This window comes from Pseudomonas sp. RL_5y_Pfl2_69, from assembly GCF_963970465.1.
Classification (GTDB): domain Bacteria; phylum Pseudomonadota; class Gammaproteobacteria; order Pseudomonadales; family Pseudomonadaceae; genus Aquipseudomonas.
The window spans coordinates 1-20,062 of sequence record NZ_CAXAOU010000019.1; the positions used below are offsets into that span (position 1 = coordinate 1).

Consider the following 20,062-nt stretch of genomic DNA (forward strand, 5'->3'; position numbering starts at 1 on the left):
GCGCTAAAGGCAACGGACGGCCTGCCCTCCCGTGGCTCATTCTTGCGACAAGTGATTGATAATGCCCACCACAAAATGGTCGTCAGCTACATTCCCAACTGCTGGGCCAGCCTGCGCCGCTGGCAGGCTGCTCAGGAGTCCAATCGCTCATTGGTGACTATTGATGAGTTTGAGCAGGTGGATGAGGCATTAACCAATGCCAAGCGGCAAGTACTCACCCTGGAAAGCCGTCTGGCGGCGAGCTCCGACAGATATGTCCGTAATCAAGCCGCGGCGATGGCCGCTCTTCAACAAGAGTTCCGCAACATAGAGATCACGCGCACGCGGCTGAGCGAGTTACGGGTTAGCCGTGTCAGTGAGGCCGATGTGTATGGCGTGTTCGCGGGACTACCCGAACTGACTGATGAGGATTTGCCTCGCTGGAAAGCTCATGCAGAGAACCGTAAGGAGGAACAACTGGCAATGGCTCCGCCATCTGCCGACGATGATGAGCGAGCGATAGCAGCCATTATCGGAGTCCGCATTCCGGGAACACCCTTCAATTTTGATATTGATTCGATTGTCTAGCCTGATACCTGCAGCGTGTGAGACTTTCATGCAACTGCGGGCTAGAAAATGGCACCTGATGCTTCCATGACACCCCGGACGCCAACAAAACTTACACCCGGCAAGTTCTGGGCATGTCCCCCCGCCTTTTACCGTTACGGCACGAGCCTCAAGGAAAAACGCCGCTGACCTCATCATGAGAGAGCGGCGTCTTTCTTGGCTAGAGTCAGTCAGGCACCAAACACCTTTCAGTGACTGTAAAGGCTAGTGACTCCAGACGATTCACAATGACTGATCCCAGTTAGTCATCAAAAAGCTGAACACGGCAAACACGACCAGAACAATGACAAATATGTGTTTCTTATGGATTTTAGTTTTCATATCGCTCCCCTTTTTGGTCTAAAAATGCCTCGGTAGCCCAAGCCAGGGATTGAGCATAGCTAATCAGGCCAAACCGTTGTGCCTTTGCTCCTCGAAAACACTGCCTTAACGTTTTTATCGGCGCGAAAGCTCGTCCAAAGGCTTGCCCCTACCCTTCTCCAAAGCCGCAAACCCGCGCTGCAGATCCTCGATCAAGGCGGCGACATCCTCCAGCCCGATATGCAAGCGCAACACCGGGTTCAGTGAGCGATCAGCCGCACTGTTGCGATCTTGTGTATCGGCTACGGTAATCAGACTTTCAAAACCGCCCCAGGAAGCCCCCAACCCGAACACCTGCAGCGCATCAATGAAGCGTTCAACACAGGCGGTGTCCGTGTCGTTCAGCTCAAAAGACAGCAAGCCATTGCTGCCCGTGAAATCCCGCTTCCAACAAACATGATCAGGATGATCGGGCAAAGCCGGATGGAACACACGTTTCACCTGCGGTTGCGCCTGCAACCAATGGGCGACTTCCAGGGCCTGGCGCTCATGCACTTCCAGTCGGGGCGCCAGGGTTCGAGCGCCGCGCAGGACCAGGTAGGCATCATCGGGGCTGACCGTTGCTCCAAAGTTGTCGCTCATGGAAGCCAGTGTCGGCCAAGCCGCTTCACGGGTGCAGACACTGCCCATGAGTACGTCGCTATGGCCGCTCAGGTACTTGGTCAGCGCCATGATCGAGATGTCTGCGCCAAGCGCCAGCGGTCGGTACAGATAACCCGAGCCCCAGGTGTTATCGACGGCCACCAGGATGCCGCGCTTTTTGCACAGCGCCACAATGGCCGGCAAATCGCACAGTTCATACAGCAATGAGCCTGGCACTTCGGTGTAGATCATTTTGGTGTTGGCTTGCAGTTGAGCCTCAAGGTCGTGGCCGTCCGCAGCGAAATAGCTGACCTCAATACCGAAAGGCTGGAGAAACTCCCGCGCCAGACGCCGCACCGGCGCGTACACCGCATCGGTAATCAGCACATGATCACCGGGCCGCAGGTACGCCACAAACACCTGCGCCACAGCCGCCAGGCCGGTACCGAACAACCGCGTGCGGTACCCCCCCTCCAGCTCAGTGACCAGGTCTTCGAGGGCGAACGCCGTCGGGTTGCCGCGAGCACCGTAGCTGAGCACGCGTTCATGATCGCGCCGGGCCCGAGCGTCACGCATCTGTGCAAGGTTATCGAACAGTACGGTGCTCAGACGAGTGACCGGCACATTGACCGCCCGCCCGCCGATACCCTGGGCCCGTGCCGCATGCACCAAGCGCGTGCGCACCCGTTCATCTGGACGTACTGTCGGCCGCAAAGGATTGAGGCTGGCGATTTCGTCGGCGCTCATTTGCGCCAGCAGACCGATTTCCCAGGCAAGGTACTGGCGCGCCGCATCCTTGTTGCCCGTGTGGCGATCATGGGTGAAGAACAGAAAATCGATGCATTGATCATCGGTTGGACTGTCCGGGCTTTCCTCCACGGCGAATCCTGCTGCACGCCAGGCCTCGAGTCCGCCGTCCAGCAATTGCACGTGCGCACGCAGGGCTTCGGGCAATTCACGGGCGGCAAACGCAGCGAGTTGCGCTTGATCAGCCAACAGCACAACCGGTCGCTGTTCACCCGCCACATGCTGCGCAAGCAACGAGCGGATCGACCATCGTGAACCGGCAATATGGCCTTTGCGATAGGCACTGCTCGCACGCAGGTCGATCAACGCAACCGCCTTGTCTTTCAGTGCATCCGCCAGTGCCTGCGCCGAGATCAATGGCAGCGCCTCATGACCGACCACATCGCCTTCGGGTAACGCCAGACCGCTGTTCACGCCCTCTGCCAGCAGATACACCTCATGGCCCAACTGGCGCAGCCAGCTCGCAACAATCGGCGCACGTACGCCATCGCTGTCAATCAGCACCACCCGCGCCTGGCGCACACCGATATACAGGTCGGTCGATTGAATCAGCTGTCCGCCCGGCGTGTGTTGCGCGCCGGTCAGGCTGCCCGCGGCAAACTCCTCTGCAGTGCGCACATCACACAGGAACAGGCTGCGCCGCGCATCCGCAGCCCACTGCTCAACCTGGACCGCGGCTACCGTTTTCACCCCCGCCCGTTCCGCCAGTTGCGAAGCGGCCAGCCGCTGCGCAGGCAATGACGCCGTGGACACCCCATCGGCATAGCGACGGCGGCTGCCGTGCTCCAGCTCAAAGTCTTCAAGATCCCAACCCTGAGTGCCGTTTTCCAAGGCATAGACCGGATTCTTCACCCCCAGATTGATGAGGGTTTGTGCGCCGATGATGCTGCGGGTTCGCCCGGCGCAGTTGACCACGATCGGTGTTTTTTCGTCCGCCACCAGGTCATGGATGCGATACCCCAACTCACCGTTCGGGCAGCACACAGAACCCGGAATGGTCATTTTGCGGTATTCATCGAACGGACGACCGTCGAGTAGCACCAAAGGCTCGCCCCGGCTTTGCCAGTCGGCCAGTTGTTGTGCGGTGACATGAGGCGTATGGCTGACCTGTTCGACCAATTCGCCAAATGCCTTGGACGGTACATGTACCCCGGCAAACAACTGATAACCAGCTGCCTGCCAGCCATCGGCACCGCCCTGAAGCACGTGTACGCGTTCATACCCCAACGCCTGGAGGCGCCGGGCTGAACGTGCCGCAACATCGCTGCCGTTCTGGTCGTAGATCACCAGTCGCACCTGCAGGTTGGGCGCCAGTCGCCGAACCTCCAGTTCCAATCGGCTGTACGGCAGGTTGACCCCGAAAAACAGATGGGCCTCTCCATACTGGCCATGCTCGCGCACATCAAACAGGGCGATTTCCTGCCCGTCGAAAAGCCACTGCTGCAAGTGTCCCGGGGTTACGGTCTGGCTCATGGGAATTCCGTTAAAAAATGATGGATGCGCCGCAAAGCGCTTATGCATAGGCCTTGATCGACGGCGCCATTTGCGAGGCGTTGTAATTGAGAATGCGCCCGTCGGCCTCGACGCCGTAGCGACCATTGAGCGACTCCAGCGGCAAACCGTAGAGATGGAAATGCAGGGTCGCCTGCTCACCTTCGACGCGAATGCCGTGCAGGTCGTCGCCCAGAAACGAAATCGACGTGCCAGGTTGCACGACCACTTCCTGCTGCAGCTGCAATGTCGTGAACCCTGGCTCGCGACCTTCGTCGTTACGGCCATACACGTAGTTGATCTCCTGGCCTTCAACAGCGGTGATAATTGCCCAGGTTTCATGGTTGTGAGCAATCGTGCTTTTGCCTGGCAACAACGAGTTCAGGTACAGCGTTGGGGTGTCGCCATCGTCATTCAGGCGGTAGCGAAACGCGGTGGTGCCCTGCCCCGGCACCGGTGCCGGAAATTCATCGAAATTGAACAGATCACGACGCTCGGCCAGTGCCTCGAGCAGGGTAACGATGTGCACCAGTGCAGAACGGTCGACACCGGATTGGTTAATGACACGGATTTTCTTCAGGAAATCCTCGATGACGGCGGCACGGTTTTCGGTACTCATTGGCAGGCTCCTCGTTATTAGACAGACAAGCTGTAGCGACCCAGGTTGGTCAGCAGGTACGGATCGTTGGCAACGACGGGACGGCGTCCCGGATCGCCCAAGGCATGCCGCAGGAATGCCTGGGTGCGCACGCTGGCTGGGCGTTGAAAAATCTGTTCGGCGCTGCCGTGCTCGACGATCACGCCGTTTTCGGTGAAGTAAACAATGTCACTGATCTCTTCGGCGAAACGCATCTCGTGGGTGACCAGCACGCACGTCATGCCCTCTTCGGTCAACTCGCGAATTACCGTCAGTACTTCGCCGACGGTTTCAGGATCGAGGGCAGAGGTCACTTCATCAAACAGGATCAGTTCCGGGCGCATCGCCAGGGCCCGGGCAATTGCCACGCGCTGTTGCTGGCCCCCGGACAGTTGTCCCGGATAGGCATCGGCCTTGTGCTCCATGCGCACTTTGGCCAGCAAGGCGCGGGCGTCTTTTTCGGCATCGGCGCGACTGCGCCCCAGCACTTTGCGTGGCGCGATCACCAGGTTCTCCAGCACTGATAGATGCGGGAACAAGTTGTACTGTTGAAAGACAAACCCCACGCGCTTGCGCAACTCGATGCGCTGCGGTTCCCGGGCCATCGTGTGTACCTCGGCGGCACCGACGCGCAGGGTGCCGCGCTGGGGCTGCAACAGCCCGGTGATGCAGCGCAGGATGGTGGATTTGCCAGACCCCGATGGGCCGATGATCGACACCGCCTGGCCTCGGTACACGTCCAGGTCAATACCCTTGAGCACCGGGTTACCGCCAAACGACAGGTGTACATCGCGCAGGCTGACCAGAGGCTCGGCGACGGTTTCAATAGAAGGCATAACGTCGCTCCAGGCGCTGGGTGAGACGGGAAATCGGATAGCAATATGCAAAGAACATCACCAGCAGACTCAGGTAAACCACCACGGTGAAGCCGGTCATGTTCACGGTGTTACTGGCAATCTGGGCGGTATCGATCACGTCGTGCACGCCCACAAGCGAGGCCAGCGCCGTGCCCATGGTGATCACCGCATACAGGTTCATCCACGGCGGCAACATGCGCTTGAAGCACTGGGGCAGAATGATCGAGCTGAAAATCTGCCCGCGTGTAAACGCCAGGGATCGCGCGGCTTCCCACTGCGTGCTCGGGATCGAAGCAATGGCGCCGCGGAAGATTTCAGCGACGTTGGCACTGGCCGGCAAGGCCAGCCCGATCGTTACCTTGACCCAGTCCGGAAACGGGAGGTAGGCGCTGCCGATCTTGATCTCGAACGGGAATACATAAGTGGTGAAATAGATCAGCACCAGCCAGGGCGCATTGCGAAAAACGTGCACCCAGATTCGCGCAGGCTGTCGCAGCACCCACAATGGCGACAAGGCCAACGCCCCCACCAGCAACCCCAGCACTGAACCCAGCGTGATGGCGACCAGGCTGATCAGAATGTTCTGGCCAAAGCCCGCAGCCAAGGCTGGAGACCATTGCACAAGCGCTTTCAACACCGGGCTTTGCGGGGTAAACCACAACAGCCAGAATACGGCGCCGAGCAACAGCAGCAGCGTGCCCAAATGCCGTCGCGACCAGGCCACAGATGCAGTGACAGACGATTCAATGGCCATAGCCGGGCATCCTCAGGCGCGCTTCCAGATAGCGCCCCACTCCATTGACGATAAAACTCAGCAGACCAAAAAAGCTCAGGATCAGGATCATCAGTTCCAATACGTTATCGCTCTGCGTCCAGATCATGATCGACGCGTAGGTGATGTCGCCGACGGCAATTGCCGAGGCGACGGCGGTCATCTTTACCAGGTCGATCAGGTTGTTGATCAACGACGGCAATGCGAAGCGCAGGGCCAACGGCAACTGCACGTGCCATAGCAACTGGCGGCTGCTGAATGCCAACGAACTGGCGGCTTCCAGCGTCACTGCCGGCACAGCTTCGATGCCCGCACGCAGGGCCTCTGCATGAAAGGCCCCCTTGTGCAGCGAGATCACGATCACCACCCAGGCAAAGGGCGTCAGCGGGTTCGCCGCACCAACCGCCTGGGTCAGCAACATGTTCAACACGAGGAAGGCGCAATACAGCTGCACCAGAGTCGGCGTGTTGCGGGTGACTTCGACGAACACCCGCGCAGGTTTTGCCAGCCACGGGTTGCCCGATGTCAGCATGGCCGCCAGTCCAACCCCGGCGAGCAAACTGCCGATGATGGTGAACAGGCACAACCACACCGTGGTCAACGCCCCTTGCACAAGGGTGCCCCGCTGATAGGCATCCAGCAGAAAGTTGTAGTTCAGACCAAACCCGGCGGCCCAGTGGACGAAAAGCTCCAGCCAATGACTCATGGGCAACTACCTTGGAGAGCAGCCGCAATGCGGCGACCTGTTAAATACGATGAGGGGGAATCAGGCGCCGTCGCCCTGGAACTGCTTTTGCAATTCGACCAGTGCAGGTGACGCGGGGGTGATGTGATTGCGGGTCTGGGCTTCGATCAGCCAGCCGCTGCGGTGCAGCTCCTTGACGATCGGGTCAAGCCTGGCCTGGGTGTCGCTTTCACCACGACGCGTCCAGATCACGGACGGTGCCGGGTTGAGCTCCGGACTTAGGGCACGATAGCCTTGCCATTCGGGGTTATCGGCGATTAACGGGTTGATCAGTGTGGCGTCATGTACCGCCGCAACGCAGTTACTGCCACGCAGTGCCAACAAGGATTCGGATGAACTTTTGAACGCCTTCAACTCAACGCCCAACTCGGTCAGCGGCTTGATGTAGCTGCTGCCTTGAGAGGTGCAGACGGGTTGCCCCTTCAGGTCTTCCCAACGAGTGATCTTGCTGTCCTTGAGCACCGCGGCGGTACCGCCAACCCGGTAAAACGGTGTCGGTACAAACCCGAGGATTTCGCCGCGCTCTGGCGTCCATTCCATGTTGGCGATCAGCAAGTCCACTTTGCCCTGCTGTAGAAATTGCACACGGTTGGCAGGTAATACCGGCACCAGTTGCACTTCAACATTCAACTGCCGACCCAGTTCCTGAGCGAGTTCAACGTTCAAGCCGCGCGGCTTCTGAGTGCTCGGGTCTATCCCGCCAAAGGGGCCGCCTGACAGCAGCACGCCAACGGCCAACACATGACGCTGCTCGATCTTGTCCAGTGTCGCGTCAGCCTGGACAGCGGTGCTGGCCGCCAATGAGACCAGGGCGCCCAACAGTACAGGCAATAGACGTCTTACAGGCGCGCGCTTAAGCAACATGGATTTCCCCTCATGAATGACCGGGAAAAGCCCGATCCAATAAGTGGACATCCTGCGTACAGCACGGAGGTAACGGAAATACAAATATCTAATATCGTTATAACTGAGCCGGTTTTAATTTTTAGACAAATGCTTATAAGCCTTGATTTACGGGCCAGTGTGAGTATTCAAAGAAATAACTTCGTGCAAACACATAAAAATATGTAATGTTTAGGTTCTCACTCCTGATATAAAAAACCCTCCATGTCGACCCTGGATCTCGAGTTACTGCGCACCTTCATTGCCGTGGTCGACCACCACAGCTTTGCCGAAGCCGGCGTGCAGCTGGCCCGCACACAATCGTCGGTCACTCAGCACATGCAACGCCTGGAGCAACAGGTCGGGGTTAGCCTGTTTGAAAAGCGCGGCCGACAAAAACAGCTCACGGAAGCCGGACAGCAGTTGCTACGCCATGCCCGCCAGATGCTCTCGCTCAACAATGATGCGCTTAACTCCTTGCGCGAAAGCAGCTTGAGCGGCGTGCTGCGCATTGGCTCACCCCATGACATCGCAGACACCATCCTGCCCCCCATCCTGAGCCACATCGCGCGCTCGGCGCCGCGTTTGCGCCTGGAAATCGACGTCGGCAGAAGCCCTTTCCTGATGGACGACCTGCATCGGGGCAAGGTGGACATGGTGATTTCCACTCGTGAAGACCCGAACCTGGAAGGCTTTGCCCTGCGCACCTCACCTGTATGGTGGATTTGCTCCGCGCAGTACCTTCACACCCCCGGGGAGCCGATACCGTTGATTCTGGTGGATGAGCCCAGCATCTATCGACGATATGCCCTTGAGGCACTGGAGAGCGCCAACATTGCGTGGCGCCAGGCTTACCTGGCATCGAACCTGATCGGCATCAAGGCGGCAACACGGGCAGGCCTTGGCGTCACTGCCAGAAGCATGGAAATGCTGGGCCCGGATATGCGGGTGCTGGGTGAAAGCGATGGTTTGCCCCGCCTGCCGGACGTCACCTACTACCTGTGGATTCGGCCCAACACCCTGAACCCCCTGGTTCGTCGAGCCTATGAGTTGATTCGTAGCCACCGCGGGCACTGAATGCCGCTGAAGCCTGCGGCACAGGTCAGTCGGTACGAACAAATCGAGGGGCAACGGCGTCGCTGCCCCTTGATAATGGATCAGACTCACTAAAACGAAGGCACAAAAAAAGGGCACCGCGTTAGCGTATGCCCTTTTTTATCGAATCTTGGCGGGAAACCAGGGATTCGAACCCTGGGAACGCTATTAACGTTCGCCGGTTTTCAAGACCGGTGCATTCAACCACTCTGCCAATTTCCCGTACTTCAAATGAATCACCGCCAGCGTGCTATTGGAAAGCACCCGGGATAAAAAAATCATGGACCTGTTACAGTCTACGACTTTCAGGACCGCTGCTTTAAAGCAACGAGCCCTACCCCCTACCGTTGTTTCGGGCGCCATAATACCTGAATGAAACACGTTGTCAAACTCTCTTGATCCCTTGTTTCAGAGCCTCTGCTATGATCTTTGCTACTTAACATTTCTAACCACAGGAGTATCGCCATGCGCGAACAGGATTACGCAGTTAATAACAGCGTGCAGGCCGAGCAGCTAGAGGTTAGCCGCGTCCTGCGCAACACGTACGGTTTGCTGGCTCTTACCCTGGCTTTCAGCGGTGTGATGGCTTACGTCTCGCAGCAGATGCGAGTCGGCTACCCAAATATTTTTGTTGTACTCATCGGTTTCTACGGCCTGTTCTTCTTGACGAACAAGCTGCGTGATTCGGCATGGGGCCTGGTGTCCGCCTTTGCCCTGACCGGTTTCATGGGATTCCTGCTGGGCCCGATTCTCAACCGCTACCTGGGCATGCAGGGCGGCGCTGAAGTAGTAAGCTCGGCATTTGCGATGACTGCTCTGGTATTTGGTGGCCTGTCAGCCTACGTGCTGATCACCCGCAAGGACATGAGCTTCCTGGGCGGCTTCATCACTGCCGGCTTCTTTGTTCTGCTGGGCGCGACGCTGGCCAGCTTCTTCTTCCAGATCAGCGGCCTGCAACTGGCGATCAGCGCAGGTTTTGTATTGTTCTCTTCGGTCTGCATCCTGTTCCAGACCAGCGCCATCATTCATGGCGGCGAGCGCAACTACATCATGGCGACCATCAGCCTGTATGTTTCGATCTACAACCTGTTCATCAGCCTGCTGCAAATTTTCGGCATCATGAGCCGCGACGACTGATCAACAACCGCTACACAAAAGCCCGCTTCGGCGGGCTTTTTGTTGTCTGCTGCAAGCATCTTTGGGCATCTGGCTTTATCATTACCGCAGATTTGCTGACAGAGCCCACCATGAAATTTGCCATAGCCCTTTATTCGGCAGCCCATGCGCCCTCCTCCCGTCGCGCCCTGCGTTTTGCCCAAGCAGCACTGGCAGGCGGCCATGAAATTGTCCGGCTGTTCTTTTATCAAGACGGTGTTCACAGTGCTTCGAGCAATATCGTGACGCCCCAGGACGAACAGGACATCGCACAACAATGGGCGACCTTCGTCAGTCAGCATCAGCTCGATGGCGTGGTGTGTATTGCCGCAGCCTTGCGCCGGGGCGTGCTGAATGAAGACGAAGCAACGCGCTATCAGCGTCCGGGGGTCAACCTGAAAGCACCGTGGGAATTGTCCGGACTGGGGCAACTACACGACGCCATTCAATCTGCCGATCGACTGATCTGCTTCGGAGGGCCTTGAAATGCCCAAATCACTGTTGATTATCAGCCGCCAGGCACCGTGGTCTGGCCCGGGGGCAAAAGAAGCACTCGATATCGTTCTGGCGGGCGGTGCATTTGACTTGCCTATTGGCCTGCTGTTTATGGATGACGGTACTTTCCAGCTGGTGCCAGAACAAAACTCCGGCGCCCTTCAACAAAAAAACCTCACCGCCAACCTGCAAGCCCTGGCCATGTTTGGTGTTGAGGATCTGTATGCTTGCCGCCACAGCCTTGACGAGCGTGGAATCTCGCCCGCAGGGCTTGCAGTCGCTGACGTACAGCCACTGTCAGCAGATGAAATGCGTGCAGTCATTGACCGTTATGACCAAGTGATCACCCTCTGATGTCGACCCTACACGTTGTGAGCCACTCACCTTTTTCAGACACCCGCCTGGGCAGCTGCCTGCGCTTGCTGGGCAGTGAAGATGCCGTGCTGCTGTGCGGCGACGGGGTATACGCCCTGCAGCTACAAGGCAGCGCCCTCACATCCCTGGAAGAAAAAACCGTTTTTATCCTTGAAGAGGACTTGCAGGTGCGCAACCTCAAATGCCCGACATGGGCAACGGGCGTTGATTACCCAGCCTTCGTCGAGCTGTCGATTCGTTATGACAAGGTCAACACCTGGCTATGAATGTGCTTACTCTCAGCGGCAAAAGCATTGAACTGGACAAAGACGGCTACCTGCTGGACCTCAACGATTGGTCTGCCGAAGTCGCCCAGGCACTGGCCGCACAAACGGGCATCGAGCTAAGCCCCGAACACTGGGAAATCCTTGAGTTGTTGCGCAGCTTCTATCAAGAGTTCCAGCTGTCTCCTGCCACGCGCCCACTGATCAAGTACACCGCTCTGAAACTGGGGCCCGACAAAGGCAACAGCTTGCACCTCAACCGACTGTTTAATGGCACCCCAGCCAAACTCGCCGCCAAGCTGGCGGGCCTGCCCAAGCCGACCAATTGCCTATGAACACTCCCGCTGCGCTGACTCTCGAAACTCCGGCCGAACACCCGTTTGCTCAATTTGTACGCATCCTGGGCAAAGGTAAACGGGGTGCCCGCAACCTGACCCGCGAAGAAGCTCGCAAGGCAATGGGCATGCTGCTCGACGACAAGGCAGAAGACACCCAGCTGGGGGCCTTTCTGATGTTATTGCGGCACAAGGAAGAAAGCTCAGAAGAAATGGCAGGTTTCACCGAGGCCGTCAGGGAGCGCCTGGCAGCACCCGCGATCAAGGTCGACATCGATTGGCCGACTTATGCAGGCAAAAAGCGCCACTTGCCTTGGTATCTGCTGGCCGCCAAGTGCCTGGCCCAGAACGGCGTACGCATCTTCATGCATGGCGGAGGTGCTCATACGGCGGGCCGAATGTACAGCGAGCAGCTGCTTGAGGTGCTTGGCATCCCGCTGTGCCGCAACTGGCAGAGCGTCAATGAAGCGCTGGACACAGGCAATCCGGCGTTTATGCCGCTGCAGGACTGGGCGCCGCAATTGCAGCGCATGATAGACCTGCGCAACACCCTGGGCTTGCGCTCGCCGATCCATTCCCTGGCACGCATTCTCAACCCCCTGAGTGCTCGCTGCGGCCTGCAAAGCATCTTCCATCCGGGCTATCAAAGCGTGCACCGAGAAGCCAGTGGCTTGCTGGGAGACACCAGCATCGTGATCAAGGGGGATGGCGGCGAAGTCGAAATCAATCCCGACACATCAAGCCATCTTTACGGCACAACGGCAGGCGTGAGCTGGGATGAAGAGTGGCCCGCCTTGTCGTCACAACGCCATGTCAAACCCCCATCGCTGGAGCCGGAACATCTCAAGGCGCTTTGGCGTGGCGAAGTCGAAGACAGCTACCCCCAACTGGCCCTGTTGTCGACGATGGCCCTTGCATTGCGAGGGCTGGGCACGCCCCGGGAGCAAGCCTTTGAGCTGGCACATCGCTATTGGGACAATCGTGACACATCGATTTAAACCTGTTGCCGGCCACCCGACTCTGCCTTTTTGCGAGACCACACCATGCTCATTCCCTACGACCAGCTTGAACCCGACACCCTCACCCGCCTGATCGAAGATTTCGTAAGCCGTGATGGCACTGACAACGGCGATGACACGCCTCAGGAAACTCGCGTGCTGCGTGTCCGACATGCGCTGAGCAAAGGGCAAGCGGTTATTTTTTTCGACCTGGAAAGCCAACAGTGCCAACTGATGCCCAAGCATGCAGTGCCAAAAGAGTTCTTTGATTAATCCTTTGCAAGTTCGCCGCTGGCAAGGCGCCCAGCATTGCGGTCTCGTATCCGCCTATAGATTTCATCGCGATGAACACTGATGTCCCTGGGGGCCTCGACCCCCAGGCGCACGCTTGTACCGTTTACGGCAATAACGCACAGCGTTATTTCTGATCCGATTGAAATACGCTCGCTTGCGGCACGACTAAGTATCTGCATGGCTGTCATCCTAGGATCTGAGTAGGCATAAAGACTGCACTGCGTAAAACTACCCATCAATCCCTACAAATGAATTCAGCTCACACCTACTACTTCCTCGGATACCTCCTACAGACTAACGGGCGAACAAGGCTTTTACGGGCTTGAAAAGCGCGGCCCCAGCAAGATGATGGTGGCGCCAATCACACACAACCCTACCCCAATCCAGTCTGAACCCAATGGTCGAATGCGCTCAACGACCGCCAGCCAGGCAATGGACGTCACAATGTAAATCCCGCCATAAGCAGCATAGGCACGCCCGGCATACGCCGCTTCGACCTTGGTCAGCAGCAAGGCAAACAACACCAGACTCACGATCGCCGGCAACGCCCACCATGGGCTTTTGCCCTGGCGCAACCACATCCAAAATCCATAGCAACCTGCAATTTCAAACAGGGCTGCCAAAAAAAACCATACGTAGTTGAGCATGCGCGTGTCTCCAGATATGCAGCGCGCCACCCTACCTGCGGGTCTGGTGGTGATCAAGGTCGAAGTCTTTTCAGAGCGCCCTGAATAAAAATTGAATTATTTACCTTGCGCTCGAGTCGGATTTTATAAGCACTGCCCACCCCTGTTCCTCAAGCGGCGCCCCAAAAAACTGCCTATCGGCGCAACACAAAAAAGAAGGAAATATTCATGACCACAATTCTTCTGATCGTTCTTATTTTGCTGTTAGTCGGCGGACTGCCGGTGTTCCCGCACTCAAAAAGCTGGGGATACGGCCCCTCGGGCATTATCGGGACCGTGCTGGTAGTGCTGTTGATATTGCTCTTGCTCGGCAAGATCTGACGTCTGCAACGCAATAAAAAAGAGGCCCTGAGGCCTCTTTTTTATTTATCGGGCTGATTACTTGGGATCAGCCACGCCTGCGGTGTTATCCAGCAGGCTTTTGGTAGCGGTTTGCAGGAAGGATTCGAGCTTTGTCTTGAGCTCGGTCGCTTCAGGCGAATCGGTTACCACTTTTGCGTCAGCATTGGCGCCCAATTTGTACTGCCAAACCTTGGCCGGCATATCCTTGGGTTGAACCAGCAAGTAGTCGTCACTGATGATCGCCACGGTCTGGTCACTGCCGGACGGCTTGATCACACCGCTGCCCTTGTCGCCTTCTGGCAGGGTCAGCAGGTCACGGCCCCAGCATTGCTGACGGAACTCGCCACCCAGACGACCCATGATAGTCGGCACGATATCGACCTGAGTCCCCACGGTGTCATTTCGGGCACCGAACTTCTCCTGAATACCAGGCCCGATCAGCAGCAATGGCACGTTAAAACGCCCAAGGTCCATCTCGGAAATTTGCTGTTCGTTGCCGAACCCGTGGTCGCCGACCACGACAAACAGGGTTTCCTTGAAGTACGGCTCTTTACGCGCTTTTTCGAAGAACTGCCCCAACGCCCAGTCGGAGTAACGCATCGCCGTCAAATGCTCGTTGAGCGAACCACGATCCGTCACCGGCTCAACCGGCAACGGCGTAGGCAAGGCATACGGCGTGTGGTTGGACAGGGTTTGCAGCAGCGCATAGAAAGGCTCTTTACCTTCACGCTTTTTCAGCTCCTCGAGGCCACGGTTGAACATGTCCTGGTCAGATACGCCCCAGGTAGGGTCCGAGAACACAGGGTTAACGAAATCGTTACGACCCACAAAAGTAGTCATGCCCTGGTTGCTGAAGAAGCCCGACTGGTTGTCCCAGGCAAAATCACCGTTGTAGACATACACATCATCGAACTTGCGGGCACTCAGCAATTCCGGCAGGCCGGACAACTTGTGGCTGCCTTCCGGGGTTTGCATCAGGTATTCAAAACCCGGCAGGTTCGGGAAGCAGGCCATAGTGGCGAACATGCCCTGATGGGTATGGGTGCCGTTGGAGAAGAAGCGCTCAAACAGCAAGCCTTCCTTGGACAGGTTGTCGAAGTAAGGCGTGATATTGCCCGGGCGACCCAACGCGCCCACCGAGTGACCGGCGAAGCTTTCCATCAGGATCACAACAACGTTCTTGATCGGCAGGGTTTTTTCCGCAGGCGGCGTGGTGTCACGGCGCACAGGGGCCGTATCCGGATCGACCAGCTTGTCGTGTTCGGTCAGCAGCATGTCGCGCACGGTCTGCTGAGCCACAGGCTCTTCCAGCGTGGCCTTCCAGATATTGGTGCGGTCGTCACCGAAGCGGCTTTTGGCAGCAGCAATCAGGGACAGGGAGCCGTTGAGACCCAACTGGTTAGCGAAGTTGGAATCCGTTGTGTAGGCATCACCCCAGCGCAGCGGAGGCCCTTGACGCAGGGTGCCGCGAGCCGCAACCACACACACCAGCAGCAGCACCATGAACACGGCAACACGGCCATACCACGGCGCTACAGTGCGCGAAGTGCCCGAGGCAACTGCGCCAGCACTTGGACGGGTTACCCGGTCTGCACCACGGAATGCGAAGTACAGGATCACGGTGCCTACGGCCCAGGCCAACAGGTAACGCACTACCGGGAAGCCGTACCACAACATGCTCATGACGGTTTTTGGGTCTTCCTTGACGTACTGGAAGACCAGGCCGTTCAGGCGTTGATGGAATTCACGGTAGAAGTCCATCTCCATCAGGCCCAAAAACAGTGCCAGGCTAGAGGCCGCGAGCAGCCAGAAGCGCAGCACCCCGCGCATGGCCATTGCCTTGACACTGAGCAGCGCCAACAACAGTGGAATGCTGAAGTAAACGACAATGCGCAAGTCGAAACGCAGGCCGTTGGCGAACGCTTCGAGGAAAGTCGAGGCCGGGGTATCGAGGATCATTTCCCGGTTGTAAACCAGCAATGCCACCCGTAGCAGGGTGAACATCACCATCATGATCAAGGCACTGAGCAGCGTAAACGCCAGATGCGATTTGACGGTCGGTTGCAACACACGCGTGGCAGCATGTTGTTGGCTTGGGGCGTCCGGGTTTGCCATGTCGTTTTAGGACCCATTGGTTCAAGTTGAAGTGGCTTTATTGAGCATTGCCCTGCCCTTGGCACCCATGCGCTTTGGCACAGGCAGAGAGGTCACTCATAGGGGGGGCAAATGTTGCATGATCACCCGTGGATTTCCACTGGAACATCGCTCTTCTTTACGCAGGATTTGGCCCGACACTAACCGCTAAACACCGGACTAGAGGCGTTTACACGTAGTGAAGCCGAAAATTTGCGTGCGAATTGTCTTAAAGTTTCCGTGAAAATTTCGTTCAAAGCACATCTTGATACACAAGAAAGGGCCATCAGGCCCTTTCCAGTCATTGCGTCGCCGTTGAGTATCAGCACCGCCGATTGATCGCGCAGCAGCTTAAATCCGCACATTACCCCGCGGCCCGGCGATGGCCCAAATGACCAGCCCCAACACCGGCAGGAACAGAATCAGCAAGATCCAGAGGATTTTTGCCCCGGTACCCGCACCACTTTTAAGCACGTTGATGATGGCCCAGATATCGAGAGCCAGAATGATCAAACCGATCAGACCATTAAACGTTGAACCCATGATGACGCTCCTGAGTGAGTACGTGTGCACATAGGATAGTCACCCGCAGCCAGGGTTCCGCTTTTTATTGCACAGGCATGGCTTCAGACGTGCACGGCAACCTTCAAGGCTTCGAGCGAAGGCGCTGCCGCGATACCCGCCTGGGCACACAACTCCAGCACGCGAGGCACGTCGTTGCCATACACCAGTACCACTTGAATCTCGTCATCCAGTGGCTGGCTCAGGTTCAACAGCACATAACCCCCCTTCTCGGCGCTCATGCTGCCCATCTGGATCTGGATCCGGTTAAGCGCTGTCAGCGGCTCGGTCTTGGCCAACTGCTTGGGCTTGATATTGAACGCTACGTCCGGGCCAAACGAGGCTACGATCTGGGCAAACAGATCCATGTACGTATCTGCCTGGAACAACACCGTGTCCGGCAAGCTACCCACAATCACCCACTCGCCCAGCGGGATAGGGAAGCTGTCGTCGTAGTTGATGTCCGGATTGGCGGCCAGAAAGCCTGCCTGATCAGCGTAAGCTTGAGCCGCCTCATCAGCGATTGTGGCGATTTCGTCGTCGCCCATGCACCCAGAGCTGATTTTGCTGATGAGTTCAACGAGAGTGGTTTTCATGGGCGAGGCCTGTCACAAGAAAATTTAAGGGCGCGCAGGATATAACAATTGCGCCCTTCAAGGGCAATCAGCCCGACAGCTTCTCGAGTTTGGCCACAGCGTCGGTTGCGCCCATGGTCTTGGCCGCATCCAGTGCCGTGATGCCATTGGCATCCTTGGCCTTGGGATCTGCACCCTTGCTGATCAGGTAATCAATGATCTCGGTGCGATTGAACATGGCGGCCATCATCAACGCGGTCCGGCCATCAAACGAAGCGCCTTCGACTTGTGCGCCGCCCTCAACCAGGGTTTTGACCATGTGCAGATCACCCTTGAACGCTGCACCGGCAATCGGGCTCTGGCCGTTTTCATTGCGGATTTCGGGATCGGCATTGTGCTCGAGCAGCACCTTAACTGCCTCTACGTGCCCGTGATAGCTGGCCAGCATCAGCAAGGTATCGCCCTTGTGATTGCGCAAGTTGGCCGGCAATCCCTTGCTCAACAGAGCGGCCAGCATCGCAGCATCGCCGTCGCGCGCCTTGTTGAACACCTGCTCGGCAAAGTCGGCGGCCTCTTCAGGGCTCATCTGCCGGGCTTGATCTGCTGGCTTGTTGTCTGACATGTAAAGCTCCACCTTCGCTACAAAAAAACCTAGTTTCCTGAGACGGAGCAAAGGTGTCATCCCTTTTCTTCGCAACATGGCCATAGAAACAATCAATCGACGCTCAGACGCTCATATCAACTGGGCAAAATGCAGGATGCACGATGGCCCTTCATGCAAAATGCACGACAAGTATATTTTTCATAAAATATAAACTATTGATTTATAAGGGTTTTTTAAAAAAAGAATAGTGGCACAATCGCTGCAACCTCTCCTCCATAGAAGCCCTTCAAGAGCTATGGAGCCAAACACATGAGCCTGATCCAGGAAAAATTCGCATCGTTGTTCTCCAACTACACAGTGACCGTCAAACCCCGTCCGGATGGCGGCGTGCTATTGACCCTGTGTGACAGCGATGGAAAACAGACCCAGCGCACAATCTCCTACGCGCAGTTGCATACCGCAGAACAATTGACGTGGGCCATCAGCGCCATTCGCCGTGACCTCGCCGGCACTGCCAGCGAACTGCCAACGATTTCTCTGCTGCAAAGCCAGCACCGCTTCGCCCTGCCGACCTACCACACCCGCTGATACCGAATGCCTGATGCAAAAAAGCCAGCGATCGCTGGCTTTTTGCTGTGCTCGATTCGGTCGCCTTAATCATCAAGGCCCGGGAAATGGCTGGCGATGTCTGCTCCCGTCGGATGAGCAACCATGCCCTGGGCATTGCCGAACATTCTGATGGCTACAAGGTGCGGGTGCTCACCCATATCAAACCATTGCGCCATGCCGGCAGGCACCGAGAGCAGATCGCTGCGTTCGCACAGCACTGCATAGAGATAATCACCGATGTGCAGCGAAACCAGCCCACGCCCGGCGACAAACAATCGCACTTCATCAGCACTGTGACGATGCTCGTCCAGAAACCTGGCGCGCAACTCGGCTTTTTGCGGGTGTTCGCTGCTGACACTGACAACGTCAAGGCTGGTGCAGCCGTGTTCGCTCATCAGCCGATCAATCGGCTCACGGCAGGTCTGGACCACTTCGTCCTGGCTGGCGCCCGGCCGGATCGGTGTTGTGGTTGGCAGGCGATCAAAAACCACGCCCTGTTCGGCCAGTGTAGAAACGATGTCTTCAAAGTGGGTCAGCACCTTGTTGGGTAATTCAGGGCTCGATACGTGGTAAACGGACAGGCTGCTCATGGGACGGGGTTCCTTGGCTTGGGCGTGCATTCGACTGTTGCGGGCAAGGCTCAGTGCCTGTCCTCTTTCAATCGAGTGGCAATGATAACGGCTGCGGTCAGGGCTGCGACGCTTGCCATACTAAAGGTGAAGGTGGGACCCAGGGTGTTCCAGCTATAACCGGAATACAGCGCCCCCACTGCACCGCCAATCCCGGCCAGGGTGGCGTACAAGGCCTGGCCCTGCCCTTGCTGGCCCGGGCCAAAACTGCGCTGCACAAAGGCCATGGCCGATGCGTGAAAACTGCCGAAAGTGGCGGCATGCAGCAGCTGCGCCAGCAGCAATACCCACAGGTGCTCGGCAAAAGAACCCAACAATAGCCAGCGCACGGCGGCCAGCATGAAACTGAACATCAACACCCGGCGCACTGAGAACTTGAGCAGGATGCGGCGCATGGCCAAAAACATCAGCACTTCGGCGACCACCCCCAGGGCCCAGAGCAGACCGATCACGCCCCGGCTGTAACCCAGGTCCTCGAGGTGCAGGGTGAGGAAGGTGTAATACGGCCCGTGGCTCATTTGCATCAACGCGACACAGGCATAAAACGCCAGTACACCGGGGCTGCACAATTGCTTTAAAAAGCCGCCCACGACGGCTGCACGCCCCTGACTGGAAGGTTGCGCGTTCGGCACCCACAGGCTGCACAGCACAATGCCGCCCATGATCACGATCAGCGCTACGGGGTAGATGTCCAGGCTCAGCCACTCAAACAGGCGCCCCAGAATCACCACCGTGAGGATAAAACCGATCGAGCCCCACAGGCGAATCTGGCTGTAACGCTCAGGCTGCTCGCGCAAGTGGGCAAAGGTGATGACTTCGAATTGCGGCAATACGGCGTGCCAGAAGAACGCGTGCAGCGCCATCACCAGTGCCAGCCAGGCATAACTCTGGCTGACGAAAATCAGGGCAAAGCTGAGCAAGGTGCAGAGCGCGCCCAGCCGCACAATCAACAGCCGCTGGCCGGTGTAGTCGCCAAGCCAGCCCCACAGATTGGGGGCCACGCAGCGCATCAGCATCGGGATGGCCACCAGTTCGCCTATGCGCGCACTGGAGAAGCCGAGGTGATGAAAGTACAGCGCCAGAAACGGCGCTGTCGCGCCGAGCAAGGCGAAATAGAAGAGATAGAACCCGGACAGGCGCCAGTAAGGAAGTGTCGCCACGGCCGTCAGACCGT

At 57.3% G+C, this 20,062-nt stretch carries 24 protein-coding genes, 1 tRNA gene and 1 pseudogene; 11 read left to right on the plus strand and 15 right to left on the minus strand.

The window, feature by feature from the left end; genetic code table 11:
- A pseudogene (locus AACY07_RS23695) lies at positions 1-567 on the plus strand (lipase family protein); the annotation flags it as partial.
- A 474-nt stretch (positions 568-1,041) separates the two neighbouring features.
- On the opposite strand, the gene metC reads toward AACY07_RS23695, so the two are convergent.
- The 6 genes from metC to AACY07_RS23725 are packed head-to-tail and all read right to left on the minus strand — an operon-like array spanning position 1,042 to position 7,721.
- Complete coding sequence (metC, locus tag AACY07_RS23700; RefSeq protein WP_339478170.1) at positions 1,042-3,828, minus strand: cystathionine beta-lyase; 2,787 nt, start codon at positions 3,826-3,828, stop codon at positions 1,042-1,044.
- A 40-nt stretch (positions 3,829-3,868) separates the two neighbouring features.
- Complete coding sequence (locus AACY07_RS23705) at positions 3,869-4,465, minus strand: cysteine dioxygenase family protein (protein WP_339478173.1); 597 nt, start codon at positions 4,463-4,465, stop codon at positions 3,869-3,871.
- Between the two features lie 17 nt (positions 4,466-4,482).
- Complete coding sequence (locus AACY07_RS23710; RefSeq protein WP_339478175.1) at positions 4,483-5,319, minus strand: amino acid ABC transporter ATP-binding protein; 837 nt, start codon at positions 5,317-5,319, stop codon at positions 4,483-4,485.
- Positions 5,306-6,094: an amino acid ABC transporter permease gene (locus AACY07_RS23715; RefSeq protein ID WP_339478178.1), complete on the minus strand. Its 789-nt coding sequence runs from the start codon at positions 6,092-6,094 to the stop codon at positions 5,306-5,308. Before AACY07_RS23715 ends, AACY07_RS23710 begins: the two co-directional genes overlap by 14 nt.
- On the minus strand, positions 6,084-6,818 hold the full coding sequence (locus AACY07_RS23720) for an amino acid ABC transporter permease (protein ID WP_339478181.1): 735 nt from the start codon (positions 6,816-6,818) through the stop codon (positions 6,084-6,086). The genes AACY07_RS23715 and AACY07_RS23720 overlap by 11 nt, the downstream gene beginning before the upstream one ends.
- Positions 6,819-6,878: 60 nt before the next feature.
- A complete protein-coding gene (locus AACY07_RS23725; protein ID WP_339478183.1) occupies positions 6,879-7,721 on the minus strand; it encodes a transporter substrate-binding domain-containing protein in 843 nt (280 codons plus the stop codon).
- A gap of 243 nt (positions 7,722-7,964) precedes the next feature.
- Between AACY07_RS23725 and AACY07_RS23730 the strand changes: the two genes are divergently transcribed.
- Complete coding sequence (locus AACY07_RS23730; RefSeq protein ID WP_219261046.1) at positions 7,965-8,816, plus strand: LysR substrate-binding domain-containing protein; 852 nt, start codon at positions 7,965-7,967, stop codon at positions 8,814-8,816.
- A 149-nt stretch (positions 8,817-8,965) separates the two neighbouring features.
- Here AACY07_RS23730 and AACY07_RS23735 read toward each other — a convergent pair.
- Positions 8,966-9,056: transfer RNA gene (locus AACY07_RS23735), tRNA-Ser, on the minus strand.
- A gap of 243 nt (positions 9,057-9,299) precedes the next feature.
- Between AACY07_RS23735 and AACY07_RS23740 the strand changes: the two genes are divergently transcribed.
- The 7 genes from AACY07_RS23740 to AACY07_RS23770 all read left to right on the plus strand — a co-directional run bounded on the left by AACY07_RS23740 (position 9,300) and on the right by AACY07_RS23770 (position 12,728).
- Positions 9,300-9,971: a Bax inhibitor-1/YccA family protein gene (locus tag AACY07_RS23740; RefSeq protein ID WP_338579340.1), complete on the plus strand. Its 672-nt coding sequence runs from the start codon at positions 9,300-9,302 to the stop codon at positions 9,969-9,971.
- Positions 9,972-10,081: 110 nt separating this feature from the next.
- Positions 10,082-10,474, plus strand: a complete 393-nt coding sequence (tusD, locus tag AACY07_RS23745) for a sulfurtransferase complex subunit TusD (protein ID WP_133076091.1) — start codon at positions 10,082-10,084, stop codon at positions 10,472-10,474.
- Between the two features lies 1 nt (position 10,475).
- Positions 10,476-10,838 carry a sulfurtransferase complex subunit TusC gene (tusC, locus tag AACY07_RS23750; protein WP_339478186.1) on the plus strand — a complete coding sequence of 121 codons (363 nt, stop codon included), beginning with the start codon at positions 10,476-10,478 and terminating at the stop codon, positions 10,836-10,838.
- Positions 10,838-11,125 (plus strand): sulfurtransferase complex subunit TusB, encoded by a 288-nt coding sequence (gene tusB, locus AACY07_RS23755; RefSeq protein ID WP_133076089.1) that lies wholly within the window; start codon positions 10,838-10,840, stop codon positions 11,123-11,125. Before tusC ends, tusB begins: the two co-directional genes overlap by 1 nt.
- Positions 11,122-11,457, plus strand: a complete 336-nt coding sequence (locus tag AACY07_RS23760; protein WP_133076088.1) for a TusE/DsrC/DsvC family sulfur relay protein — start codon at positions 11,122-11,124, stop codon at positions 11,455-11,457. Before tusB ends, AACY07_RS23760 begins: the two co-directional genes overlap by 4 nt.
- Complete coding sequence (locus AACY07_RS23765; protein ID WP_339478187.1) at positions 11,454-12,455, plus strand: glycosyl transferase family protein; 1,002 nt, start codon at positions 11,454-11,456, stop codon at positions 12,453-12,455. Before AACY07_RS23760 ends, AACY07_RS23765 begins: the two co-directional genes overlap by 4 nt.
- Before the next feature lie 45 nt (positions 12,456-12,500).
- Positions 12,501-12,728 carry a YheU family protein gene (locus AACY07_RS23770; protein WP_016781468.1) on the plus strand — a complete coding sequence of 76 codons (228 nt, stop codon included), beginning with the start codon at positions 12,501-12,503 and terminating at the stop codon, positions 12,726-12,728.
- On the opposite strand, the gene csrA is transcribed toward AACY07_RS23770, so the two are convergent.
- Entirely contained in the window at positions 12,725-12,985 is a 261-nt protein-coding gene (gene csrA, locus AACY07_RS23775) for a carbon storage regulator CsrA (RefSeq protein ID WP_445261402.1), read from the minus strand. The genes AACY07_RS23770 and csrA overlap by 4 nt on opposite strands.
- Before the next feature lie 78 nt (positions 12,986-13,063).
- Positions 13,064-13,396, minus strand: coding sequence for a YnfA family protein (locus tag AACY07_RS23780; protein ID WP_133076085.1), 333 nt, complete (start codon positions 13,394-13,396; stop codon positions 13,064-13,066).
- A gap of 201 nt (positions 13,397-13,597) precedes the next feature.
- Here AACY07_RS23780 and AACY07_RS23785 point away from each other — a divergent pair, with 201 nt between their 5' ends.
- Complete coding sequence (locus AACY07_RS23785) at positions 13,598-13,756, plus strand: DUF3309 family protein (RefSeq protein WP_133076084.1); 159 nt, start codon at positions 13,598-13,600, stop codon at positions 13,754-13,756.
- 57 nt (positions 13,757-13,813) lie between these two features.
- Here AACY07_RS23785 and AACY07_RS23790 read toward each other — a convergent pair whose 3' ends face one another.
- The 4 genes from AACY07_RS23790 to AACY07_RS23805 all read right to left on the minus strand — a co-directional run bounded on the left by AACY07_RS23790 (position 13,814) and on the right by AACY07_RS23805 (position 17,668).
- Complete coding sequence (locus tag AACY07_RS23790; RefSeq protein WP_339478192.1) at positions 13,814-15,892, minus strand: LTA synthase family protein; 2,079 nt, start codon at positions 15,890-15,892, stop codon at positions 13,814-13,816.
- 369 nt (positions 15,893-16,261) lie between these two features.
- A complete protein-coding gene (locus AACY07_RS23795) occupies positions 16,262-16,453 on the minus strand; it encodes a PLDc N-terminal domain-containing protein (RefSeq protein WP_133076081.1) in 192 nt (63 codons plus the stop codon).
- Between the two features lie 83 nt (positions 16,454-16,536).
- Positions 16,537-17,067 (minus strand): hypothetical protein, encoded by a 531-nt coding sequence (locus tag AACY07_RS23800; RefSeq protein ID WP_339478195.1) that lies wholly within the window; start codon positions 17,065-17,067, stop codon positions 16,537-16,539.
- 67 nt (positions 17,068-17,134) lie between these two features.
- Complete coding sequence (locus AACY07_RS23805) at positions 17,135-17,668, minus strand: ankyrin repeat domain-containing protein (protein WP_133076079.1); 534 nt, start codon at positions 17,666-17,668, stop codon at positions 17,135-17,137.
- A gap of 291 nt (positions 17,669-17,959) precedes the next feature.
- Between AACY07_RS23805 and AACY07_RS23810 the strand changes: the two genes are divergently transcribed.
- The gene (locus tag AACY07_RS23810) at positions 17,960-18,238 is read left to right on the plus strand and encodes a DUF3509 domain-containing protein (protein ID WP_019826575.1); all 279 of its coding nucleotides are present in this window, start codon (positions 17,960-17,962) and stop codon (positions 18,236-18,238) included.
- A 65-nt stretch (positions 18,239-18,303) separates the two neighbouring features.
- Here the strand turns inward: AACY07_RS23810 and AACY07_RS23815 are convergent, their stop codons facing one another.
- Together AACY07_RS23815 and AACY07_RS23820 are read right to left on the minus strand one after the other, a co-directional pair.
- On the minus strand, positions 18,304-18,849 hold the full coding sequence (locus tag AACY07_RS23815) for a 1,2-dihydroxy-3-keto-5-methylthiopentene dioxygenase (protein WP_339478198.1): 546 nt from the start codon (positions 18,847-18,849) through the stop codon (positions 18,304-18,306).
- A gap of 50 nt (positions 18,850-18,899) precedes the next feature.
- Positions 18,900-20,048, minus strand: a complete 1,149-nt coding sequence (locus AACY07_RS23820) for an MFS transporter (RefSeq protein ID WP_339478200.1) — start codon at positions 20,046-20,048, stop codon at positions 18,900-18,902.
- Between the last annotated feature and the right edge of the window lie 14 nt (positions 20,049-20,062).